The sequence below is a fragment of the Cellulomonas sp. C5510 genome (genome assembly GCF_019797765.1).
Lineage (GTDB): Bacteria > Actinomycetota > Actinomycetes > Actinomycetales > Cellulomonadaceae > Cellulomonas.
Map to the genome: position 1 here is coordinate 1,562,912 of NZ_CP081862.1, position 16,582 is coordinate 1,579,493.

Consider the following 16,582-nt stretch of genomic DNA (forward strand, 5'->3'; position numbering starts at 1 on the left):
GGGCATCACCGACGGGTGGTCAGGACGCCTGGACGGTGCCCTTGAACAGCGGGGTGCTCGGGGTGAGGTTGAGGTTCGTCATCGCCGCGGTCGCACCGAGGTCCCAGTTGGGCTCCTGGTCGTCGACCTTCAGCCCGATGAAGAACACCGGGGTCGACGCGGTGAGGACCTGCGCCGTGCGGCACAGCAGCAGCCACCCCGTGGAGTCCTCCGCGGCGGCGGTGAGGATCGCGATCCGCTCGAGCGCGTCGGCGTCGGTCCCGTTGCCGTCGTCCTCGGGGATCGTGATCGACACGGACTGGAAGGTCTCCGGGCCGGCGATCTGCTGCTCCACCCGGTGCTTCATGACCGGGACGTTGATCGGGTTGCGCTGCCGCGCGAGACCGGAGATCGCGTTGAACGCCCCGGAGAACGCCTGCCCGGCGGTGACCTCGGCGAGCGTCGGACCGCCGCCCTGGACGCCGTCGGCGATGGTCGGCAGCCACCAGGCGCCGCCCTTGCCTCGCAGCATGTACAGACCCATGTCAGGCCCCCGTCTTCTTCGTGGCCGCCTTGCCCGCGGGCTCGGTGGCGACCTGGGCCGGGGCCTCGGTCTGCTCGGTCTGGGGCGTGTCGGCGATCTGCCAGCCCTTGGGCTTCCAGATCGCGTTGAACGCCTCCTCGGTCGTCCGCGCCGGGGGCGCCTCGGGCAGCCCCGGGTGGTTGATCAGGACGGTCATCTGCGCTCCCGTGTGGTCGTGGTCCGTCAGTCCGGAGTGTCAGCCGGGGGGTGTCACACGCCCTGGAACCGCACGTCGTACGTCTCGACCCACGCGTACAGCCCGGGCCCGTCCTGCAGGTGCCCGTCCTCTTGGGACCGGATGAGGTCGACCATGGCGCCCTCGACGGTCACGGGGTAGAGCCGGCGGCCGCGGTTGGTGCCGGTGAGGGTCTCGCGGACGTGTGACCCGAGTGCTCGCGCCATCGACCGCGACGCCGCCACCGACCACACCTGCACGGGGAGGGTGGCCCGGGACGCGCCGGTCATCGTCAGGTGCTCGGGCTGCGGGGTGAGGGCTTCGAGGATGACCTGCCCGGCCGCCCAGTCCGCGTCGTCCAGGTGCACGACGACGGGCTGGTCGTCCACGGTCAGGGCGCGCGCCGCGATGGTGTCGCGCAGAGCCGCGGTGATCGGTTCGGGGCGTTCCAGGATGCTCACGTCAGCCTCCGCAGGACGGTCGTGGGGGACAGGTACGCGCGCAGCCCGGCAGAGACCGCGGCCTCCGCCTCGGCGGTGAGGATCGCGGGGACCTCGGCGATCGCCGGCCGCCAGTGCGGGTACGGCGGCTGGTGGTACACGCGACCGAGGGAGTCGGCGCCGACGAACCCGTACTCGAGGCGCGGGCCCTGCGGGGCGTTGGTGTAGACCGTCGAGACCGCGACGCCGGACGCCTTGGAGTTGTCCTGGGCGATCGACCGCCGGTAGTCGCCGGTGCCGACGTTCGGGCCCGGGCCGGTGCCAGGGATGTGCCCCATGCGACGGGACAGCTTGTTCGGGTGCCGGGCGGAGGAGGCGTTCGCGCGGACCTTGGTGCGTACGGCGGCGCCGGTCCGGTACACGGCGGGGGTGAGGTTCGCGTCGACCGCGACGGCTGCCGCCCGCAGGGCGAGCGGGATGCCGCCGGTGTCGATGAGGATCCCGGCCTCCATCAGGGCCTCACGAGCACACGCAGCAGCGCCCCCGCGGCGTCCCGCGTGCTGCCCCGAACCGTCCCGAGCCGCCCCGACGGGGCGCCGGCGAGAGACGTCACCACGGTCACGACGGCGTCGATCGGCGGGGTTGGGGTGTCCGGCAGCATCGAGACGATGAAGTCCCCCGCGCGCACGTCGAGCCCCGGGAGCGAGGCGTTCACCCGGTCGGCGTTCTTCACGAGCGCCCCGCCCTCGACAAGGGTCGTGCTGCTGGTGGTGGTCTTGAGCGTGTCGGGGTCCACCGCGGACGTCTCGGTGAACACCCGCACCGTGCACCCGGAGGTGCGGACGGCGTCAGCGGCGAGCTGCTGGGCCTGCGCGAATAGGGGCTGTAGGTCAACCACCGGCCACCTCGCGGGCGATGCCGATCAGGACATCCAGGGTCAGGGCGACCGGGGACGACGACAGGGACGTGAACCGTGCCTCGACCATCGGCACGAGCGCGGAGGGGTCGATCGACTCGAGGAACTCGACGACCGCGGTCCCCACGGCCTCGTCGTCCGGGGCGCGCACCACGGTCACGACACCCTCGCCCGTGATCGCGGCAGCCCCGGCGTGCTGGGTCACCGTGACCTGCGGAACCGTCCCGGGCCCACCGACCTCCACGACGGCGGACGCGACGGTGTTGGACACGTCGGCGCCACCGACGATCAGGCGGGTGTGGCCGGGCTTCGCGTCGAGCTCGAACGAGGTCAGCATGCGCCCAGGGTCAGGCCGGGGGTGCCAGGCGCATGTGCCGCTGCTGTGCTGCCGACGCGACCGTCCCGGCGCGGAGGTTCGCGGCGCGGGACACGCGCGCGGTGGCCCGGCGGGCGCGCGCGACCATCGGTGCCGTCGCCGCAGTGCGGGCCTTTTCTGCCGCCTCCTGGATGGCGCGCATCTCCGCCGGCCTCGTCGGCTCCGCCCGCCCTGCGGCCGAGGCGGTGCGGATGTCCGGGCGGGGGGACGTGACGCGCGTGCACCGCGGGTGCGAGATCGGGTACCGCTCCGCGGTGTCGGACGGCACGATCAGCCCGTTCGCCTTGTTCGGGTCCTCGTGCCCGTCGAGGCCGCACCCGACTCCGTCGAAGATCTCCCACCACTGGATGTCCAGGGCCCGACCCTGCTGGAAGCCGCCCTCCTGGTACGCCTCGGCGGTCTTGGTGCGCAGCACCATGTCGGCGTAGTCCCCGAGCCCGACGCGGGCGCCGTTGCGGTAGACGACGGCGGCGACCCCCTGCCCGTCGATCGCCCGGGCGAGTTCGCGGGCGGCCTGCTCGGCGGTCTTCCCGGTGTAGAGCTTCGAGCGGACGTGGTCGCGGGTCAGGGTCCGCACGAGCTGCTTCGTGGACTCCCGCACTCCCTGGGTTGCGGCGAGGAGGTTGTCCATCGCGTCCCGGGCGAGGTGGGTGATCGCGTCGAGGTCGGGGGCGCCGAACGCGGCGCTGGTGCCGGCGGCGATCGCGGTGCCCCACGCCCCGGTCTCGTACGCCCCGCGGGTGGCGGCGGCGACGGCGCGGGCGGCGAGGGCGTCGGCGGAGTCCGCGAGGGCGCGGATGTGCGCCTGCAGCAGGGTGAGGCGGTGGAGGCGCTGCGGGCGATGCAGGGTGCCCCACTGGGCGATGAGGCGGTCTTGCTCGTCGAGGATCTGCTGCCAGATCGCGTCGATGTCGGCGCGCAGCGCCCGGGTGAGTTCCTCGATCGCGTCAGGCTGGGTCACCGGTACCGGTCCGGGCGGCGGATCCTGGCGGTGGTCACGGCATCCTCCGACACGCCGCCCTGCTCGGCCGCCCAAGCGTCCTCGAGGCGGGCGATCTGCTTGTCGAGGTTGCTGAAGTTCGCCGTCGACAGCCCGACGCTGAGCACGCCGTCGAGGGAGAAGGACTTCGTCTCCTGCCCGCCGGCCGCGGCGTTCGCACGGCGGCGCTTCAGGACGCGGATCGCGACCGGCAGCCAGTGCCCGAGCTCGTCGAAGTAGTCGTCCAGCACAGAGTCGCTCGGGTCGTCTCCGACCTCGTCGCGGATCAGCGCGAGATCGCGGTCTGTCATCGCCATGTGGGCCTCCGCCGAGAGCATGCCGAGCGACCTGTCACTCATGAGCGGGTGAAGTCCGCCGATCAGTGGATCGTGGAAGCAGAGGACTGGATCGCGTTGGCCGTGCCGTTCGTGAGCCTCGTCGGGATCTTCGTGACCGCGATGAGCCTCAACCGCCCGCAGAAGCGCCTGGAAGCCATGCGGACGGCCATGGAGGTGCGCAAGACCGCCCCCGCAGCGACGACGACAGACCTCGACCGCTTCATCCGATTCACGGCGGCGCAGATTGGGCAGGTCTGGTGGCGCAGCAGCTGGGTCTTCCTCGGCGCGAGCACGCTCGCCGGCGGGGTGGCGACCGCGCTGATCGGTGTGTGGCTTCTCCAGGGCGAGACCGGCGTCTATCAGGGCGTGTGGTGGCTCGCCGGTGGCTACGGGGTCGTCGGCGTCGGCCTGCTGGTGTTCGCGACTTGGCGGCAGAAGACGGCGGGTTACTACTAGTCCGGGTAGATCCGGCCGGTGGTCTTCACGTCAGCGACGGTGATGCCGGCCTTGTCGAGGTACCAGAACAGGCCCCCGGACACCCCGGCGGCGATGGATGTGCCGACTGTCGAACCGACCTGCCCGGTGTCGGGGTTCGTGACGTCTGCGTAGACCTTCCACTGCTCGGCCATCAGTCCTCCCAGAGGACCATCAGACCGACCGCACGGTTCGCGGCGAGCGTCGCACCACCACTGGCTGTCCCACGGTGCTCCCGCAGCGAGATGCCCCACCCGTTGTGACCGACACCGACGGGGATCACCCGGTACGGCAGATCCTGTCCGAGGAGGCGTGCGGTGATCACCGACCCGCCGACGGCATCCCCAGGTGCATAGGTGAGAGCGGCGATCGGCTGCCACGGTGCGAGCCCTGGCGCGAACGCCACCCACGGCAGGACAGGAGCGATGACGCCCGTCGCGAGCGAGCTGTTCACCGCGAGCGCGGAACCCGCGATCGTGTAAGGCAGTACAGCAGGAACTGGGCCGCGATTTTGAATCATCGAGTTGTACGCGACTGCAACAAACGGATTGGGCGGCAACGACTGTGTCGCAGACGTCGCATTACCCATCGAGCACGCAAAGACCAGTCCGTCACCGGTCGCCGCCCCCGCGTTGTCCCTAGACCGCTCAATGATGACCACCGGGGATCCATACACAGAGGCATCCGCAGCGCACATCACGATGACGAGACAGGCTCCACCACTGCAAGTGGCGACGATGTGCTCCATCGGCGTCGACGACGACGCTTGTGTCGCCGTCGTTGTGCCATCAGAGACATACGTCTGAGCGACCAGGACATCTGTGATATCCGCGCCGGATGCGCCCTTTCCGATCGTGACCGCCAGTCCTGGGGCCGCGGTAGACCAGAATGACGACCCATACTCGAGCTTCACGTAGATCGGATGGGTCGCCTGGAGGTCGTCGTTGAACCGCCAGATCTCGAAGCCCTGGATCGTCTTGTTGGTGGTGGGCGCGGCTACGGTGCTCCAGTCGATCTGCCCGGCCGTGGCGACCTTCACCATCCCGACCGTCGCGAGGGCCGCGGACAGAGCGGAACCCCATGCCCGGAACTGCGCGTCTGTGGCGTTCGTGGGGGCCTCGGTGAATGACGTGTGAGTCATGCTCGCTCCGTGGGGTACCAGGTGATCGTGATGTCCGCGGGCCCGCCGTCGACCCGGTAGTACACGGCCGTGCCGTCTGCTGCACCGAGGACGGCGCCCTCAACGTCCGTCTCCGCGCCCACGGCGACGTACTCGTAGACGCGACCACGCCCACCCGGGTACGGGGTCGTCACCGGTCGCCCCGTGTCCGCGTCCCGCCCGGCCGCGGTGCGGTACAGCCGCAGCCGGCAGGCCGCCGAGTAGCTCACAGCGACGATCACGTACCCGGGGGACAGGTCGACGCTGCCACTGCCCTGGACGGCGGTGATGGTGGTGTCCCTGCGGGCGGTGAGCGCGTCGAGGGCGGCACGGGTGAGGGAGCCCTCGTCGGTGACGTACCCCGCGGTGTCGGCATCCGAGCCACCCCCGCCCCCGGCAGGGTCAGTCCAGCCCGTGGCGTAGTCCTCGGTCCCTGTCTTGGACAGGACCTGTCCGACCGTGCCGCCGGTGGGCACGCCGACACCAGGCGCTCCGTCCACGCCGTCGGCGCCGGCGGGGCCCTGGTCTCCCGGGTCTCCCTTCGGCCCCTGGACCCCGGGATCGCCCTTGTCGCCCTTGGGTCCGGGTTCACCGGCCGGACCGCGAGCACCGTCGGCGCCCACCGGGCCGGGCTCGCCCTGAGCCCCGGGGTCACCCTTGGGGCCCTGAGCGCCGTCCGCTCCCGGGGCGCCCGGGGCGCCGTCGGCACCAGCCGGTCCGCGCTCTCCGGGCGGACCCTGCTCACCCGGCGCACCCGGGAGGCCCTGCTCGCCGCGCGGCCCGGCGTCACCCTGGGGCCCTTGCGGACCCGGGACGCCCTGCGGGCCTTCTGGCCCCGGCTCGCCGGCAGGTCCCTGCGGTCCGACGGCGCGTGGGACGGCCACGACCTTCGTCGGGCCCTGAACGATCCGCACGACCTGCGTGCTCACAGCACCTCCCGGGTGACGTCGGGGTCGACCTTCACCGCTCCGGCGGCCAGCGGGATGACCAACCCGTCGGCCCGCACCAGCTCGACGTCCCACACCCCGAGCCGGCGGGTGTTCCACACCTCGTCCTCGGTGACCTCGTGCGGGATCAACCCCGCCACGGAGAGCACCCCGGCGTCGTGCGTGAGCGTCAGGCCGTCGCCGACCGTGAGGGTGCGCCAGACGTCGCCGCCGACCTTCTTGCGGACCTGCGACCTGGCCGACCAGCCCGTGAAGTCCTGCACGATCGTCCCGGCCTCGTCCTCCTCCGAGTACAGGAGGGTGAACGCGCAGTCCGAGCCCTGACGGATGAGGAGGTCGACCTGCGCGAGGACCTCCTGGCCGACCTCCTCAGCCATCAGCGCAGGTACTCGTCGAGGATCGTCCGACGCGCCTTGCCGGCGGCCTCGAGCGCGAGGACGGCGGCGGTCTCGCTCGGGTTCTCAGCGATGTGCTGCTGCACCTGCTCGACGTTCGCGTCCGACGGGTCGAACGCTGTGCCGCGGGCGGCGAACGCGAGGGTGTCCGCGATGCCCTGCTCGTACCCGACGAGCGCGCCACGGACACGTTCCGGGGCGATGTCCGTCGGGAGGCCGACCTTCTCGGCGTGCGCGGACTCCTCGGCCGTCAGCGGCTCGGGGGCGCCCGCCACGGCGTCCGGGTCCGGGACAGTCAGAGCGGCGGGGGCGCCGTGCTCCTGCCCGTCCTCGGTCAGGTGCGCGCCGACGCGCACGTCGTCGGGGACCTCGTCGCCGGCGCTGTACGCGCGGCCGTTCAGGTAGACGACCCCGACGAGGTCGTCACGGAGCTTCACCATGGTGGTGCCCTTCGTCTCGATGTGGGTCGGGCCGCCAGCAGAGCCGGGGAGGCGTCTGCTGGCGGCCCGAGGGGTGGTCAGGCCGCGACGTCCGCGACGAGGAGACCGTTGATGTCGCCGGCGACCGGCAGGAAGATCGAGGAGACCTTCGTCCAGGTCGTGACAGGGTCCGCGTCCGTGTACTGCACGACGGTCAGGCCCGGGGCCATCTCCTGCGTGAAGTCCACGGCGTTCGAGCTGACGAGCTCCCGCGCCTCCGCAGTGATGCCCCACTGGGACTCGCCGACGTTGTCGGTCACGAGGATGACCTTGTCGTCCGCGATGACCCGGGCCGTGCCGGAGTCCGTGGGGACCTCGCCCTCGTACACCTCGATCGGCGGCAGCCCGAACTGGGCGCGCACCTGCCCGAGCTGCTCCGGGGTCAGCGTGGGCGGGGTCGCGATGCCCGGCCAGAAGAACGACCGGTACTGGTCGTTGCGCAGCAGGTAGTTGCGGATCCGCTCGGACATGACCGTGCGGACGACCGGCCGGCGGGCGTCGGTGCGGACCTTGCGGACCCACGTCTGCTCGTCGTCGAGGGCGAGCGCGGTCGGGTCGGACCACAGGACGCTCGGGGTGACGAGGTGGTCGGCGGGCAGACCGAAGTCGGCCTCGTCGATGACGCCGTTCTCGTTGATCGTGACCTTCCCGGTGGAGAGGAACTGCCCGCGGGCGGCCTCGGCGCGGTTCAGGATCGCGGTCGTGTTGTTCTCGATGTCGTCGTAGATCGACTCGACGATCCGCTGGATCAGGGCGTCCGACCCGCCCTCGGCGAGGGTGAGGAGCAGGTCCTCGTTGATCGGGAGCTTCTGCGACAGCGGCGGGAGCGCGAGCTCCTGCGTCGCGATCGTCCCGGGCCGGGAGCCGATCGGGGCCTCCGCGTCGTACTGGCGGTACTTCGCGGTCGTCCGGCGGATCGTGCGGCGCACGGTCTTGGACTTGCGGCCCTGGACCTGGACGTTCGGCAGGACCGAGGTGAGCGGGTTCTCGATCGGCTCGGGGACCTGACGGGCCACGAGCGTGGCCTCGGCGGGGGTGACGAGCTCGAGGATGTTGACCATGTCGTGGCCCTTCTCAGATGAACCGGATACGGCCGGCGACGTCGGTCTTCCCGGCCGAGTCGACGGCGATGGGCAGGCGGGCCTCGCGGACCTTGCCGTGGGTGAGGATCGCGCCGCCCGCGTTGACCTGGCCGGCGGTGACCTGGCGGGGGCCGACGAGGAACCCGACGAGGGTCTGACGGCCGTCGGCGGCCGTGTCGTCGTACGGGCCGTACTTGCCCGACGCGGTGATCTTGCCGAGCGGCAGGCCGCCGGGCAGGAACCCCTTCGGGTAGTGCGTGCCCGCGGTGAACGCGCTGATGAGGAGGGTCACGGGCTCCGTGGAGTCCAGACCGTGGGCGGACCCGAGCCACGACGGGTCGTCGACGCCCGCGATCTCGGTGGTCTTGACCTGGATGGTCATGGTCGCTCCCAACGTGGGACGGGTGGGGTGGGGTTCGCGCACGACCGGGGTCGGCGTCCACGGGTCAGCCAGTCGTGGTCCTGGTCCGCTCTGGGCGGTCGAGCAGAGTGTGCGCAGGGGGGTGTCACACGCTCGCTGCGGAGGGAGTGGTCGGGGCGCAGGACGCGCTGCTACGGGGGCAAGGAGGCCCGGGCGCGAGGAACCCCCAAGCGGCCTTCACGGGATCTCGCACCAGACGGGTTGCCCGGCCCGTGTTGACGCCCCGACCACTGGTCTGTCAGGCCGCGGGCGCCCGGTACCCGCGACGGGCGGCGACCTCGTCCGCGCGCTCCTGCGCGGTCTTCGCGGCGGGCGGCTGGGCCGGCGGCGCACCCGGGGCCGTGTGCGGCGCCGGGGTGCCCGTGCCGAACAGGCCCGGGGCGTCCGTCTTGAGCTGCGTGATCGCGGCCGTGACCGTGGCCTCGTCGGCGCCGACCGCGACGTCCAGGGCACGGGCCGCGATCGCGACGTTCGTCGCGCCGGCCGACCCGAGGAGCCGCTCGACGCGGGCGGCGTGACGGTCGGCGGCGGCCTCTGCCTTGATCTGCTCGGCCTCGGCCTTCGCGGTGGCCGCGGCGGCGGCGTCGCGCTGCGCCTGGGTCTGGTTCGCCTCGTCGGCCTTGCGGGCGGCCTCTATGAGGGCGGCGGCGTCCTCGATCGAGATGCCGCCGAGCTTCTCGGTGATCTCCCGGGTGGCGGCGGTCCGGCCGTCGGCCTTCTCGCGGGTCATCATCGCGGTGACCTCGTCCTGCGTGAACGTCCGCGGGGCGGGCGGCTGGGCGCCGGGGGTGCCATCGGGGTTCGGGTCGGTCATGTAGCGCAGGCGCGCGCTCTTGCGCATCGGTGCTCCCTCGTTGGTCGGGCTGGTGCGCCCACCATCACGACGGGGGTGCCACTCAAGAGCGCGTCGGCTATAGCCGATGGGTGGCTGTGAGCCCCGACGTGAGCGCCACGCTGGCGCAGATCCTGCCGACGTTCCTCATCGCGCTCGCCGTTGAGGGCGCCGTGTACCGGAACAAGAAGCCCGAGAGCAGGGGCTTGCCGCTGCTGTCGATGATCGTGACGTACCTCGTGATGTTCACGGTCGGCGAGGTGATTCTGCTCCTCGCGGTGATCTTCGGGTGGACGCTCCCGGTCGTCGCGACGGGTTGGATCGTGCTCTGCGTCTTGTCGTCCGTGTTCACCGTCAGCGCGGTCCTGATCCACCCGTACATTGCCGGGGCACTCGAGGAGTCCTAGCGAGCCGTGTCCGCCGCCCGGGACCCGACGAGGTGCACCGCCGTCGCTGGGATGGACCGGTAGACGCGGACCTCGCGGATCGTGCGGTCGTCGCGGGGGATGACCTCGCACCCGTGGCGGAGGTCGCCGACGTACACGCCCCACAGGTCCCACGAGGTGACCTCGGGGAGGTCGAACGTGCCGCCGGACGCGTCCCACGCGGTGAGGGGGTCGGTGGAGAAGCAGATCATCGGGTACCGGATCGGTGCGTGAGGCGACGCGGAGCGGATCCGCAGCCCACGGGCGGTGATCTGGTCGCGGCGGTCGGTCGGGGACCAGTGGTAGATGACCTGGTCCGGGAGGAGCGGGAACCCGATGATCCCGGCGTCGTCGCGGACTGTCTCGATCACGACGTCGTCGTTCACGCGGCCTCCCGGGGCATGGGCTCGCCGCGCTCGCGCAGTTCGCGGCCGTCGAGCGCGTCGTGCGTGATGAGCCACCCCATCGACCCGTCGTCGCCAGGCACCGGCTCGGTCGCGGGGCCGCACACGCAGTCGTCGTCGAGGTCGTGCAGCACCGTGTCGGCCTCGGGGACGACGTGCACGCCGCCCGATGTCTCGTACACGCCCCAGGTCACTCGGTGGCCCCGGTAGTCGCGGGCTGGATCCCGAGCAGCGCAGCAGCCGCGCCGACGTTGCCTGTGGCCTCGACGAGCTTCACGGCCTGGTCGAACCACTCCTGCTTGATCGCCTCGATCTCCGTCTTCGCGTCCTCGATCGGCAGGCCGGCCTGCTGCAGCACCTTCACCGCCGTGGGCGTCGAGATCGCGTGGGCGGGCAAGAGGTCCTTGACCATGTCGATGGCGACCGGCAGGTCCGACGGGAGGGCGGTGCCGAGGTCGATCGTCGCCGCCGGTGTCGCCGCGGCGGGGAGGGCGCCGGCGGCCTGCGCGAGGCGCATCGCGAACTTCAGGATCAGGGGGTACTTCTCGTCCCGCACCGTGCGCATCTCGCGGAGGAGCTGCCGGGCGGGCTGGAAGCCGAGGGACAGGGCGTACCCGGAGGGGACGTCGTTCGGCTGCACCCGCCCCAGCAGCGCCAGAGCGAGGCGCGAGTTCGTGGCGAGGCGGTCGAGGAGGTCCGTGGAGAACTCCCGCAGCGCCGTGAGGTTCTTCGACGTGTCGAGGAATCCCGCGGTGGACTCGGCCGGCATCGCCCACTGCTGCCCCGGCCCCGAGTCCAGCCCGCCAGCGGGCACACCGGTCGTCACGAGCGCCGGTGCCGCCTGCTGGGAGGCGGCGGCGAGGTCGGTGTCGGTGTTGCCGATGTCGTCGAGGATCTGCGCGATCCGCGTCAGCAGCGACGACCCGAACGTCCGCTGTGTGGAGGCGTCGTTCGGGACGTGCACGACGGGGATGAAGTCGACGCCCATGTCGACCCACCCGTCCACGTCCGGCTCCCCACCGGTGAGGATCCGGCGGTACGGCTTCGTGGTGAGCTCGGGGGAGTACACGGTGGCCTTCGGGAGCCGCTCGGAGGCGTCGTAGTCGACGGACCGGTACAGGCAGGTCCACGCCCGCGTCCCACCCCACGGCGCCGACACCGGGGCGCCCAGCGGGGTGAGGCGCCACGTCTGCCGGCGGATCCACGTCTTCCCGTCCGGGTCGATCCACTCCCACGCGACGTGCACGATCGGCGGGAACTCGTCGTCCTCCCACCCCGGGACGGTCGTCTGCTCGTCGGGGAAGTAGAACCCCGGGTCGTACACGCGCAGCGTCGGGCGGGTCTTCGGGGCCGACCAGCCGAGGACGAACACCCCGTCGCCGTCGCCGATCGCGTTCTCCTCGCCCTCGAGGAGCTTCTGCTCGACCCGCTCCTTCACCATCCACTCGTCGAGCCACGTCTGGAACGCGTCCGGGGTGCCTTCGGGGTAGCCGATGGTCTGGTCGTCGCCGAGGAGCAGCGCCCGGGCGGTGTCGACGAGCAGGGCGGCGTCGCCGTACTCGCGGTACGACGCGGCGGGTGCCTCGGAGATGTCGAGGCCCTGCCCGCGGCCACGGACCTCTCGCGCCCACATCGACTCGGGGAGCCAGTAGCGGCGGGTGTTGTCGCGCATCGCGGACAGGACCCGGTAGGCGGTGAGGCGGCGGGCGTCGACGTCGTCGATCCACGTGGGTGCGATCGCGGACGAGGGGCGGCGGTTCTCGGTGAGCTCGGGGATGTGCGCGAGGGGCGCCCACTGGTCCTGCACGTAGTCCCGCACGCTGCTGCTCCCCGGGTCGATGGCCTGGCGGGGTCATCGTGGGCACGGGGGTGCCAACGCCGAGTGAGAATCGCAATCCGCGGGGAACCCAGCGCTGGCACGATGGCTGCATGCACTGGGGCAACCTCTGGAGGGACTTCCTTAGCGGCGACGCGGACGCGGTCGCGGCGGTCGGTACATGGGCCACCGTCGCTGTCGCAGTCGGCGCCGCCCTGCTCGTCGTCCTGCAGCTCCGCACGGCGGCGAGAGCGCGCTGGGAGGAGGCTCAGCCTGACGTCGTGGCGATCATGGAGTCCAACCCGAACCAGCCGGAGGTGATCGAGTTCGCGATCCGGAACTTCGGCCCCACGCCGGCGCGCAACGTGACGGTGGAGTCGAGTCCACCTATGCGGCGAACGACCGGGTCCGGAGGAACTGTGGAAGCGGTGTGGTTTCCGACCGCAATCCCCTACCTCGCTCCCGGGCAAGAGTGGCGCACGACATGGGACTTTGCGTACTCGCGAATGAACTCTGAGCTTGAGGAAGAGAATCTCCACCGGGTCGTCATCCGGTTCGACGAGAACCGTGGAGGGGGACGCCGCGAGACCACCGCGGATCTCGACTGGTCGGCGTACAAGGGCCGCCGATACCTCCGCCAGCGCTCGATCCATCACGCGGCGTCGGCCCTGATGGACATCCAGAAATCGCTGAGGTCGGTTATGGACGGTACCGGCCGGCGGAGGCGATTCAGGGTGCTCGGCTGGGATGGGGAAGCCGAGAAGCGCGAGGAACGCGAGTACTTCGCCCAACTCGATGCCAAGGAGGCAGAAGAGGCCCGTGCTGCGCGGATCGCTGAAGAGAACGGCGACGTCACCTCACGCTTCCTCGGCTAACGGCCGCGCATCCCTGCCCACCGCTGCCCACCCCGGCCGGCGGGCTGCTTCTTCCCCTTGACCGCGCGCTGCTGCGGGTACATCAGCCACGTCAGCCCGTGCACCTCGGCGTCGACCCGGTCCGGGGAGTTCTGCTTCGGGTCCCCGGTCCAGGCGGTCGCCTGGTCCTCGAGGATCGATAGGTCGATGACGTCGGGGTCGACGACGTGGTGGATGCGGCCCTGCTGGTACAGGGCGCGGATCGGCTGTGCTCGCACCCACTTGCCCTGCCCGGGCCCGGACGGGTGGACGCGGACGATCGGGGGGCGGACGGGCATGCGGCGGTGCTGCTGCAGGTAGGTGGCGGACGCCTTGGCCCACGTGGTGATGAGGACGTGCTCGCACATGTCCCCGCCCTGGTTGTCCTCCACGACCACAGCGGACACGCCCCAACGCAGGGCGGTGGTCCAGACGGTCATGCCCCAGTCGTCGGGCGTGTGCTTCCCGGACTGGTCGTCGAGGACGTACCCGTCGGAGTCCGCGCCGAGGGCGACGACGACGATCCCGGTCTCGTCCGACGACTCCTTCGTGGTGGTGGCGGGGTCGACGGCGATCACCGAGGCGGAGAACGTGGGGATCTCCCCGACGAGGACCCGGTTCCGGTCGATGAGGTCGCGGGTGAGGAGGGCGCCGTCGGCGTCCTCGAGGATCTCCGCGTCGAGCTCCTGCCGGGCGAGGGACGTCCCGGCGATGGGGTCGATGACCTCCTTGCGGAACTCCTCGGACAGGTTCGCGAGGTTGTCCGACGTCTTACCGCGGGTCGTGACGGTGGAGGGGCGCTGGATGATTCCTGCGCGGTGCGGCTCCCGCTCCGCCACGGAGTCGGGGACCTTGATCAGCGGCACCGGCCGGGGGGTCGTGGTGACGACGATGCGGGTGCGGTACCCCGCCGGCCACTTCCCCTGCGCGGGCAGCCGGAGCCCGAACAGGAGGTTCGACCAGGTCGTGTCCTTCGCGGTGCCCTTCGCGGCGTCCAGCCAGGCGGCGGCTTCGTCGCACCACGCGAAGTGGTGCTGCGGGCCACGGAGCTGGCGGGGGCGCTCGGAGGAGTAGATCTTGAACCGGGACCCGTTGCGCATGAACAGCTCGCCCATCGACCGGTTCCACGCTTCGTCCTGGGTGCCGCCCTTGAGCTCGGTGTCGTCGAGGACGGCGAGGAGCCCGGACTCGCCTTCGACCATGGTGTCGCGGCCGTCGGCGAACGTGGCCGCGACGAGGGCGATGCGGGCGCCCGGGTAGGTGCGGGCGAGGTCGGCGATGTACTCGGCGCCGGTGCGGGTCTTGCCCCACCCTCGGCCGGCGAGGATGAGCCAGGTCTGCCAGTCGCCGGGTGGTGGGAGTTGCTCGGGGCGTGCGGTCTCGGCCCAGGTGGCGGCGGTGGGGGTGGGTTCGAACATGCGGGCGGCGTGCTCAGCCCAGGCCAGAACCGTCACACGAAACCCCTGGTCGGCCGATACCGTGCCGACGTGAACTCCGAGCAGTGGCTCGCCGCCGCGGGCATCGCCGCGACCCTCCTCATCGCCGCCGCGTCCTGGCACGCCGCACGGCGCCGCACGAAGCGCGACCTGCTGCTGCAGGACCTCGACATCCGCGACCGGCTCGCCCCCGGCATCGCCAGGGACCGACTCGAGGACAGCATCGACGAGCGCGTCGCGCGCATGGCGAACCGAGCGGAGAGGGCGACGAACGATGACCTGATCGACATCGGCCGGCCGGTGACGTTCGTCGGGACCCTCGCTGCGCTCTCGGCGCCGTTCACGCCCTCGCCGTGGGTGATGTGGGTCGGCGTGGTCCTGCTCGCGGTCGGCGCTGCAGTGTGGACGGCCGGGACGTGGAAGGACGTGCCGGAGGGCAAGCGCCGGGTCACGCCGCGCCGCCCGCCAAGACCCGCAGGTGCCGAGGAACGACCTCAGCCACCAGTGCCTCCTGCTCCGCCGTCAGCCCCAGGTCCGCGAGGATGGCGCGGATGGCTCCGGCGACGAGCTCGCCCTGCTGCTCGGCGAGACGCACCCGCCGCTCCTCCACCCCAGCCTTGATCGCCGCCGCGCACACCACCACGAGGTGCTTGCGCTCCCGCTCGTACAGGTCCAGCCAGATCGACGGCGCCGCCGCCTGGATCACCTCGGACGTCGGCACCGACCCGACATCGACCAGACCCGGCTCGTCCTCGTCGTCAGCCTCCCGACCACCGAACGTGATCCGCATGCCGCCGGCCGCCTCGGTCTTCGTCTTGGTCGTGCCCCACACGAGCTGCTGCTGCTCCAACTCCTGCACGCGTGCCCGGAGCCACTGCACGTGCCCGGCCGTCCACCGGACCTCCTCGAGCAGTGCGTCGGTAGGGGAGACGTCGACCGCGAGGCCGTATGTCGTCGCAGCCGCCAACGCCGCGGCCTCCTGCTGACGCCGCTCACCGTTCGCCTCCGCACCCCGGGACTTCCCGCCGTGCATCCGGCACTTCGACTGCCCGTGCATCGGGTCGTTCCCACAGGGCTGGCCGTCGCGCCGGTGCGCGGAGCAGGACGGCCCGCCAGCCTTCGTTGCATGGGGTTGTCCGCACTTCGCGCACTGCACGGGGTCGTCGGACCACATGTCCGGGGCGCGGCGGGGCATGCCCCGAGTGTCTGGTGGGGGGTGTCAGGCGGGAGAGTCAGTAGTCCGGGTCAGGAACTTCGATGCGGGGGAGTGCGTTTTGGGGCTCTGCGTCGGCTCCGAAGACACGACCGCGCTCTCCGAGGAATCCATGGCGGGCGAGGCGAGTGATCATGAACCACCAGTTCACGATGGAGTCGGTGACGGCCGCATGGACGGCGAGCGACATCTCGTCGAACTCGCTCTGGCTCATGGCGCCCCAGTCCTTCGACCACCAGCGGGCAGTTCGGGCAGAGTTGCGCCAAGCGATCTGCACCGCCTCCTCCCAAGCCTCGTACGGGCTGGCGTGCGCTTGGGGCGTGCCGGTGAGTGTGTCGAGGTTCCGGAATCGGCCTTGGTCTCCGTAGAGCCCGAGGGCCGCGCGCAGTCTTGGCCACGCCGGGTCGTCCTTGACCCGTGCCACAACGGCGGACAGGTAGGGACTTCGGGGCGCGTCTTGCATCCACGCGTCGACCGCGCTCATGAGTTGAGCGTCGAGCTTCTCGATCTGGTGTCGGTACTCCTTCATTTCCTTCTGCGACGGCCACTGCCTGCCTTGCGACAGGCTATGCAGCCCGAGAGCGACCTTCAGGAGCTTCTCGGCTCCCATGGCCCAGTTTGTGAGTACGGACTCGCGGACGGGGTCCATGAACTTCGATCCGCGGAGGGTGTGGACCCCGGCGGCGAGGAGTTGGCGAGCCTCATCTTGCGAGCTGATCCAGGCCAGTTCCTGCTCCCGGCTCAGCCCGTCGTTGTACCGGCTCAAGATTGCCCCCGATCACCGGTGTCCACCGGCGGGTTGGCGCTGTCGCTGCTGGCG

25 protein-coding genes are annotated in these 16,582 nt (G+C 71.3%); 3 read left to right on the forward strand and 22 right to left on the reverse strand.

Features of this window, described 5'->3' with window-relative positions:
- Positions 1-19: 19 nt before the first annotated feature.
- From K5O09_RS07150 to K5O09_RS07185, 8 genes are read right to left on the reverse strand one after another with little or no spacing between them, the layout of a single operon-like run.
- Positions 20-523, reverse strand: a complete 504-nt coding sequence (locus K5O09_RS07150) for a hypothetical protein (protein WP_222172075.1) — start codon at positions 521-523, stop codon at positions 20-22.
- Between the two features lies 1 nt (position 524).
- Positions 525-719, reverse strand: a complete 195-nt coding sequence (locus tag K5O09_RS07155; protein ID WP_222172076.1) for a hypothetical protein — start codon at positions 717-719, stop codon at positions 525-527.
- Between the two features lie 53 nt (positions 720-772).
- Complete coding sequence (locus K5O09_RS07160; RefSeq protein ID WP_222172077.1) at positions 773-1,198, reverse strand: hypothetical protein; 426 nt, start codon at positions 1,196-1,198, stop codon at positions 773-775.
- The gene (locus K5O09_RS07165; protein WP_222172078.1) at positions 1,195-1,689 is read right to left on the reverse strand and encodes a hypothetical protein; all 495 of its coding nucleotides are present in this window, start codon (positions 1,687-1,689) and stop codon (positions 1,195-1,197) included. Before K5O09_RS07165 ends, K5O09_RS07160 begins: the two co-directional genes overlap by 4 nt.
- Positions 1,689-2,075, reverse strand: coding sequence for a hypothetical protein (locus K5O09_RS07170; protein ID WP_222172079.1), 387 nt, complete (start codon positions 2,073-2,075; stop codon positions 1,689-1,691). Before K5O09_RS07170 ends, K5O09_RS07165 begins: the two co-directional genes overlap by 1 nt.
- Positions 2,068-2,430 (reverse strand): hypothetical protein, encoded by a 363-nt coding sequence (locus K5O09_RS07175; RefSeq protein WP_222172080.1) that lies wholly within the window; start codon positions 2,428-2,430, stop codon positions 2,068-2,070. Before K5O09_RS07175 ends, K5O09_RS07170 begins: the two co-directional genes overlap by 8 nt.
- Positions 2,431-2,440: 10 nt before the next feature.
- On the reverse strand, positions 2,441-3,430 hold the full coding sequence (locus tag K5O09_RS07180; protein ID WP_222172081.1) for a phage minor capsid protein: 990 nt from the start codon (positions 3,428-3,430) through the stop codon (positions 2,441-2,443).
- On the reverse strand, positions 3,427-3,807 hold the full coding sequence (locus K5O09_RS07185; RefSeq protein WP_222172082.1) for a hypothetical protein: 381 nt from the start codon (positions 3,805-3,807) through the stop codon (positions 3,427-3,429). The genes K5O09_RS07180 and K5O09_RS07185 overlap by 4 nt, the downstream gene beginning before the upstream one ends.
- 6 nt (positions 3,808-3,813) lie before the next feature.
- On the opposite strand from K5O09_RS07185, the gene K5O09_RS07190 reads away from it, so the two are divergent.
- Complete coding sequence (locus tag K5O09_RS07190) at positions 3,814-4,242, forward strand: hypothetical protein (RefSeq protein ID WP_222172083.1); 429 nt, start codon at positions 3,814-3,816, stop codon at positions 4,240-4,242.
- On the opposite strand, the gene K5O09_RS07195 is transcribed toward K5O09_RS07190, so the two are convergent.
- The 8 genes from K5O09_RS07195 to K5O09_RS07230 all read right to left on the reverse strand — a co-directional run bounded on the left by K5O09_RS07195 (position 4,239) and on the right by K5O09_RS07230 (position 9,584).
- Complete coding sequence (locus K5O09_RS07195; RefSeq protein WP_222172084.1) at positions 4,239-4,415, reverse strand: hypothetical protein; 177 nt, start codon at positions 4,413-4,415, stop codon at positions 4,239-4,241. The two genes, K5O09_RS07190 and K5O09_RS07195, sit on opposite strands and share 4 nt — an antisense overlap.
- Positions 4,415-5,299, reverse strand: a complete 885-nt coding sequence (locus K5O09_RS07200) for a hypothetical protein (RefSeq protein WP_222172085.1) — start codon at positions 5,297-5,299, stop codon at positions 4,415-4,417. Before K5O09_RS07200 ends, K5O09_RS07195 begins: the two co-directional genes overlap by 1 nt.
- A 98-nt stretch (positions 5,300-5,397) precedes the next feature.
- Positions 5,398-5,895 (reverse strand): hypothetical protein, encoded by a 498-nt coding sequence (locus K5O09_RS07205; RefSeq protein WP_222172086.1) that lies wholly within the window; start codon positions 5,893-5,895, stop codon positions 5,398-5,400.
- Positions 5,896-6,344: 449 nt separating this feature from the next.
- Positions 6,345-6,743: a hypothetical protein gene (locus K5O09_RS07210; protein ID WP_222172087.1), complete on the reverse strand. Its 399-nt coding sequence runs from the start codon at positions 6,741-6,743 to the stop codon at positions 6,345-6,347.
- Complete coding sequence (locus K5O09_RS07215; protein ID WP_222172088.1) at positions 6,743-7,201, reverse strand: hypothetical protein; 459 nt, start codon at positions 7,199-7,201, stop codon at positions 6,743-6,745. Before K5O09_RS07215 ends, K5O09_RS07210 begins: the two co-directional genes overlap by 1 nt.
- 77 nt (positions 7,202-7,278) lie before the next feature.
- Positions 7,279-8,301, reverse strand: a complete 1,023-nt coding sequence (locus K5O09_RS07220) for a major capsid protein (protein WP_222172089.1) — start codon at positions 8,299-8,301, stop codon at positions 7,279-7,281.
- A gap of 13 nt (positions 8,302-8,314) precedes the next feature.
- On the reverse strand, positions 8,315-8,704 hold the full coding sequence (locus K5O09_RS07225; protein ID WP_222172090.1) for a head decoration protein: 390 nt from the start codon (positions 8,702-8,704) through the stop codon (positions 8,315-8,317).
- A 277-nt stretch (positions 8,705-8,981) separates the two neighbouring features.
- Positions 8,982-9,584, reverse strand: a complete 603-nt coding sequence (locus K5O09_RS07230) for a hypothetical protein (RefSeq protein WP_222172091.1) — start codon at positions 9,582-9,584, stop codon at positions 8,982-8,984.
- 83 nt (positions 9,585-9,667) lie between these two features.
- Between K5O09_RS07230 and K5O09_RS07235 the strand changes: the two genes are divergently transcribed.
- Positions 9,668-9,982 carry a hypothetical protein gene (locus tag K5O09_RS07235; protein WP_222172092.1) on the forward strand — a complete coding sequence of 105 codons (315 nt, stop codon included), beginning with the start codon at positions 9,668-9,670 and terminating at the stop codon, positions 9,980-9,982.
- Here the strand turns inward: K5O09_RS07235 and K5O09_RS07240 are convergent.
- The 3 genes from K5O09_RS07240 to K5O09_RS07250 are packed head-to-tail and all read right to left on the reverse strand — an operon-like array spanning position 9,979 to position 12,223.
- Complete coding sequence (locus K5O09_RS07240) at positions 9,979-10,386, reverse strand: hypothetical protein (protein ID WP_222172093.1); 408 nt, start codon at positions 10,384-10,386, stop codon at positions 9,979-9,981. The genes K5O09_RS07235 and K5O09_RS07240 overlap by 4 nt on opposite strands.
- The gene (locus K5O09_RS07245; RefSeq protein ID WP_222172094.1) at positions 10,383-10,586 is read right to left on the reverse strand and encodes a hypothetical protein; all 204 of its coding nucleotides are present in this window, start codon (positions 10,584-10,586) and stop codon (positions 10,383-10,385) included. Before K5O09_RS07245 ends, K5O09_RS07240 begins: the two co-directional genes overlap by 4 nt.
- Positions 10,587-10,594: 8 nt before the next feature.
- Positions 10,595-12,223 carry a hypothetical protein gene (locus tag K5O09_RS07250; RefSeq protein WP_222172095.1) on the reverse strand — a complete coding sequence of 543 codons (1,629 nt, stop codon included), beginning with the start codon at positions 12,221-12,223 and terminating at the stop codon, positions 10,595-10,597.
- A 110-nt stretch (positions 12,224-12,333) separates the two neighbouring features.
- Between K5O09_RS07250 and K5O09_RS07255 the strand changes: the two genes are divergently transcribed.
- Complete coding sequence (locus K5O09_RS07255; protein ID WP_222172096.1) at positions 12,334-13,095, forward strand: hypothetical protein; 762 nt, start codon at positions 12,334-12,336, stop codon at positions 13,093-13,095.
- On the opposite strand, the gene K5O09_RS07260 is transcribed toward K5O09_RS07255, so the two are convergent.
- From K5O09_RS07260 to K5O09_RS07270, 3 genes are all read right to left on the reverse strand, one after another.
- Positions 13,092-14,531 (reverse strand): terminase large subunit domain-containing protein, encoded by a 1,440-nt coding sequence (locus K5O09_RS07260; RefSeq protein ID WP_222172097.1) that lies wholly within the window; start codon positions 14,529-14,531, stop codon positions 13,092-13,094. The genes K5O09_RS07255 and K5O09_RS07260 overlap by 4 nt on opposite strands.
- Before the next feature lie 466 nt (positions 14,532-14,997).
- The gene (locus K5O09_RS07265) at positions 14,998-15,705 is read right to left on the reverse strand and encodes an HGGxSTG domain-containing protein (protein ID WP_370635574.1); all 708 of its coding nucleotides are present in this window, start codon (positions 15,703-15,705) and stop codon (positions 14,998-15,000) included.
- Positions 15,706-15,781: 76 nt separating this feature from the next.
- Positions 15,782-16,372: a hypothetical protein gene (locus tag K5O09_RS07270; protein ID WP_222172099.1), complete on the reverse strand. Its 591-nt coding sequence runs from the start codon at positions 16,370-16,372 to the stop codon at positions 15,782-15,784.
- Between the last annotated feature and the right edge of the window lie 210 nt (positions 16,373-16,582).

What these genes read in the sequence shown, in the direction of transcription:
- K5O09_RS07150 (WP_222172075.1), bottom strand. Translation starts at nt 523, where the DNA reads ATGGGTCTGTACATGCTGCGAGGCAAGGGCGGCGCCTGGTGGCTGCCG.
- K5O09_RS07155 (WP_222172076.1), bottom strand. Translation starts at nt 719, where the DNA reads ATGACCGTCCTGATCAACCACCCGGGGCTGCCCGAGGCGCCCCCGGCG.
- K5O09_RS07165 (WP_222172078.1), bottom strand. Translation starts at nt 1,689, where the DNA reads ATGGAGGCCGGGATCCTCATCGACACCGGCGGCATCCCGCTCGCCCTG.
- K5O09_RS07175 (WP_222172080.1), bottom strand. Translation starts at nt 2,430, where the DNA reads ATGCTGACCTCGTTCGAGCTCGACGCGAAGCCCGGCCACACCCGCCTG.
- K5O09_RS07185 (WP_222172082.1), bottom strand. Translation starts at nt 3,807, where the DNA reads ATGAGTGACAGGTCGCTCGGCATGCTCTCGGCGGAGGCCCACATGGCG.
- K5O09_RS07195 (WP_222172084.1), bottom strand. Translation starts at nt 4,415, where the DNA reads ATGGCCGAGCAGTGGAAGGTCTACGCAGACGTCACGAACCCCGACACC.
- K5O09_RS07210 (WP_222172087.1), bottom strand. Translation starts at nt 6,743, where the DNA reads ATGGCTGAGGAGGTCGGCCAGGAGGTCCTCGCGCAGGTCGACCTCCTC.
- K5O09_RS07215 (WP_222172088.1), bottom strand. Translation starts at nt 7,201, where the DNA reads ATGGTGAAGCTCCGTGACGACCTCGTCGGGGTCGTCTACCTGAACGGC.
- K5O09_RS07220 (WP_222172089.1), bottom strand. Translation starts at nt 8,301, where the DNA reads ATGGTCAACATCCTCGAGCTCGTCACCCCCGCCGAGGCCACGCTCGTG.
- K5O09_RS07225 (WP_222172090.1), bottom strand. Translation starts at nt 8,704, where the DNA reads ATGACCATCCAGGTCAAGACCACCGAGATCGCGGGCGTCGACGACCCG.
- K5O09_RS07230 (WP_222172091.1), bottom strand. Translation starts at nt 9,584, where the DNA reads ATGCGCAAGAGCGCGCGCCTGCGCTACATGACCGACCCGAACCCCGAT.
- K5O09_RS07255 (WP_222172096.1), top strand. Translation starts at nt 12,334, where the DNA reads ATGCACTGGGGCAACCTCTGGAGGGACTTCCTTAGCGGCGACGCGGAC.
- K5O09_RS07260 (WP_222172097.1), bottom strand. Translation starts at nt 14,531, where the DNA reads ATGTTCGAACCCACCCCCACCGCCGCCACCTGGGCCGAGACCGCACGC.
- K5O09_RS07270 (WP_222172099.1), bottom strand. Translation starts at nt 16,372, where the DNA reads ATGGGAGCCGAGAAGCTCCTGAAGGTCGCTCTCGGGCTGCATAGCCTG.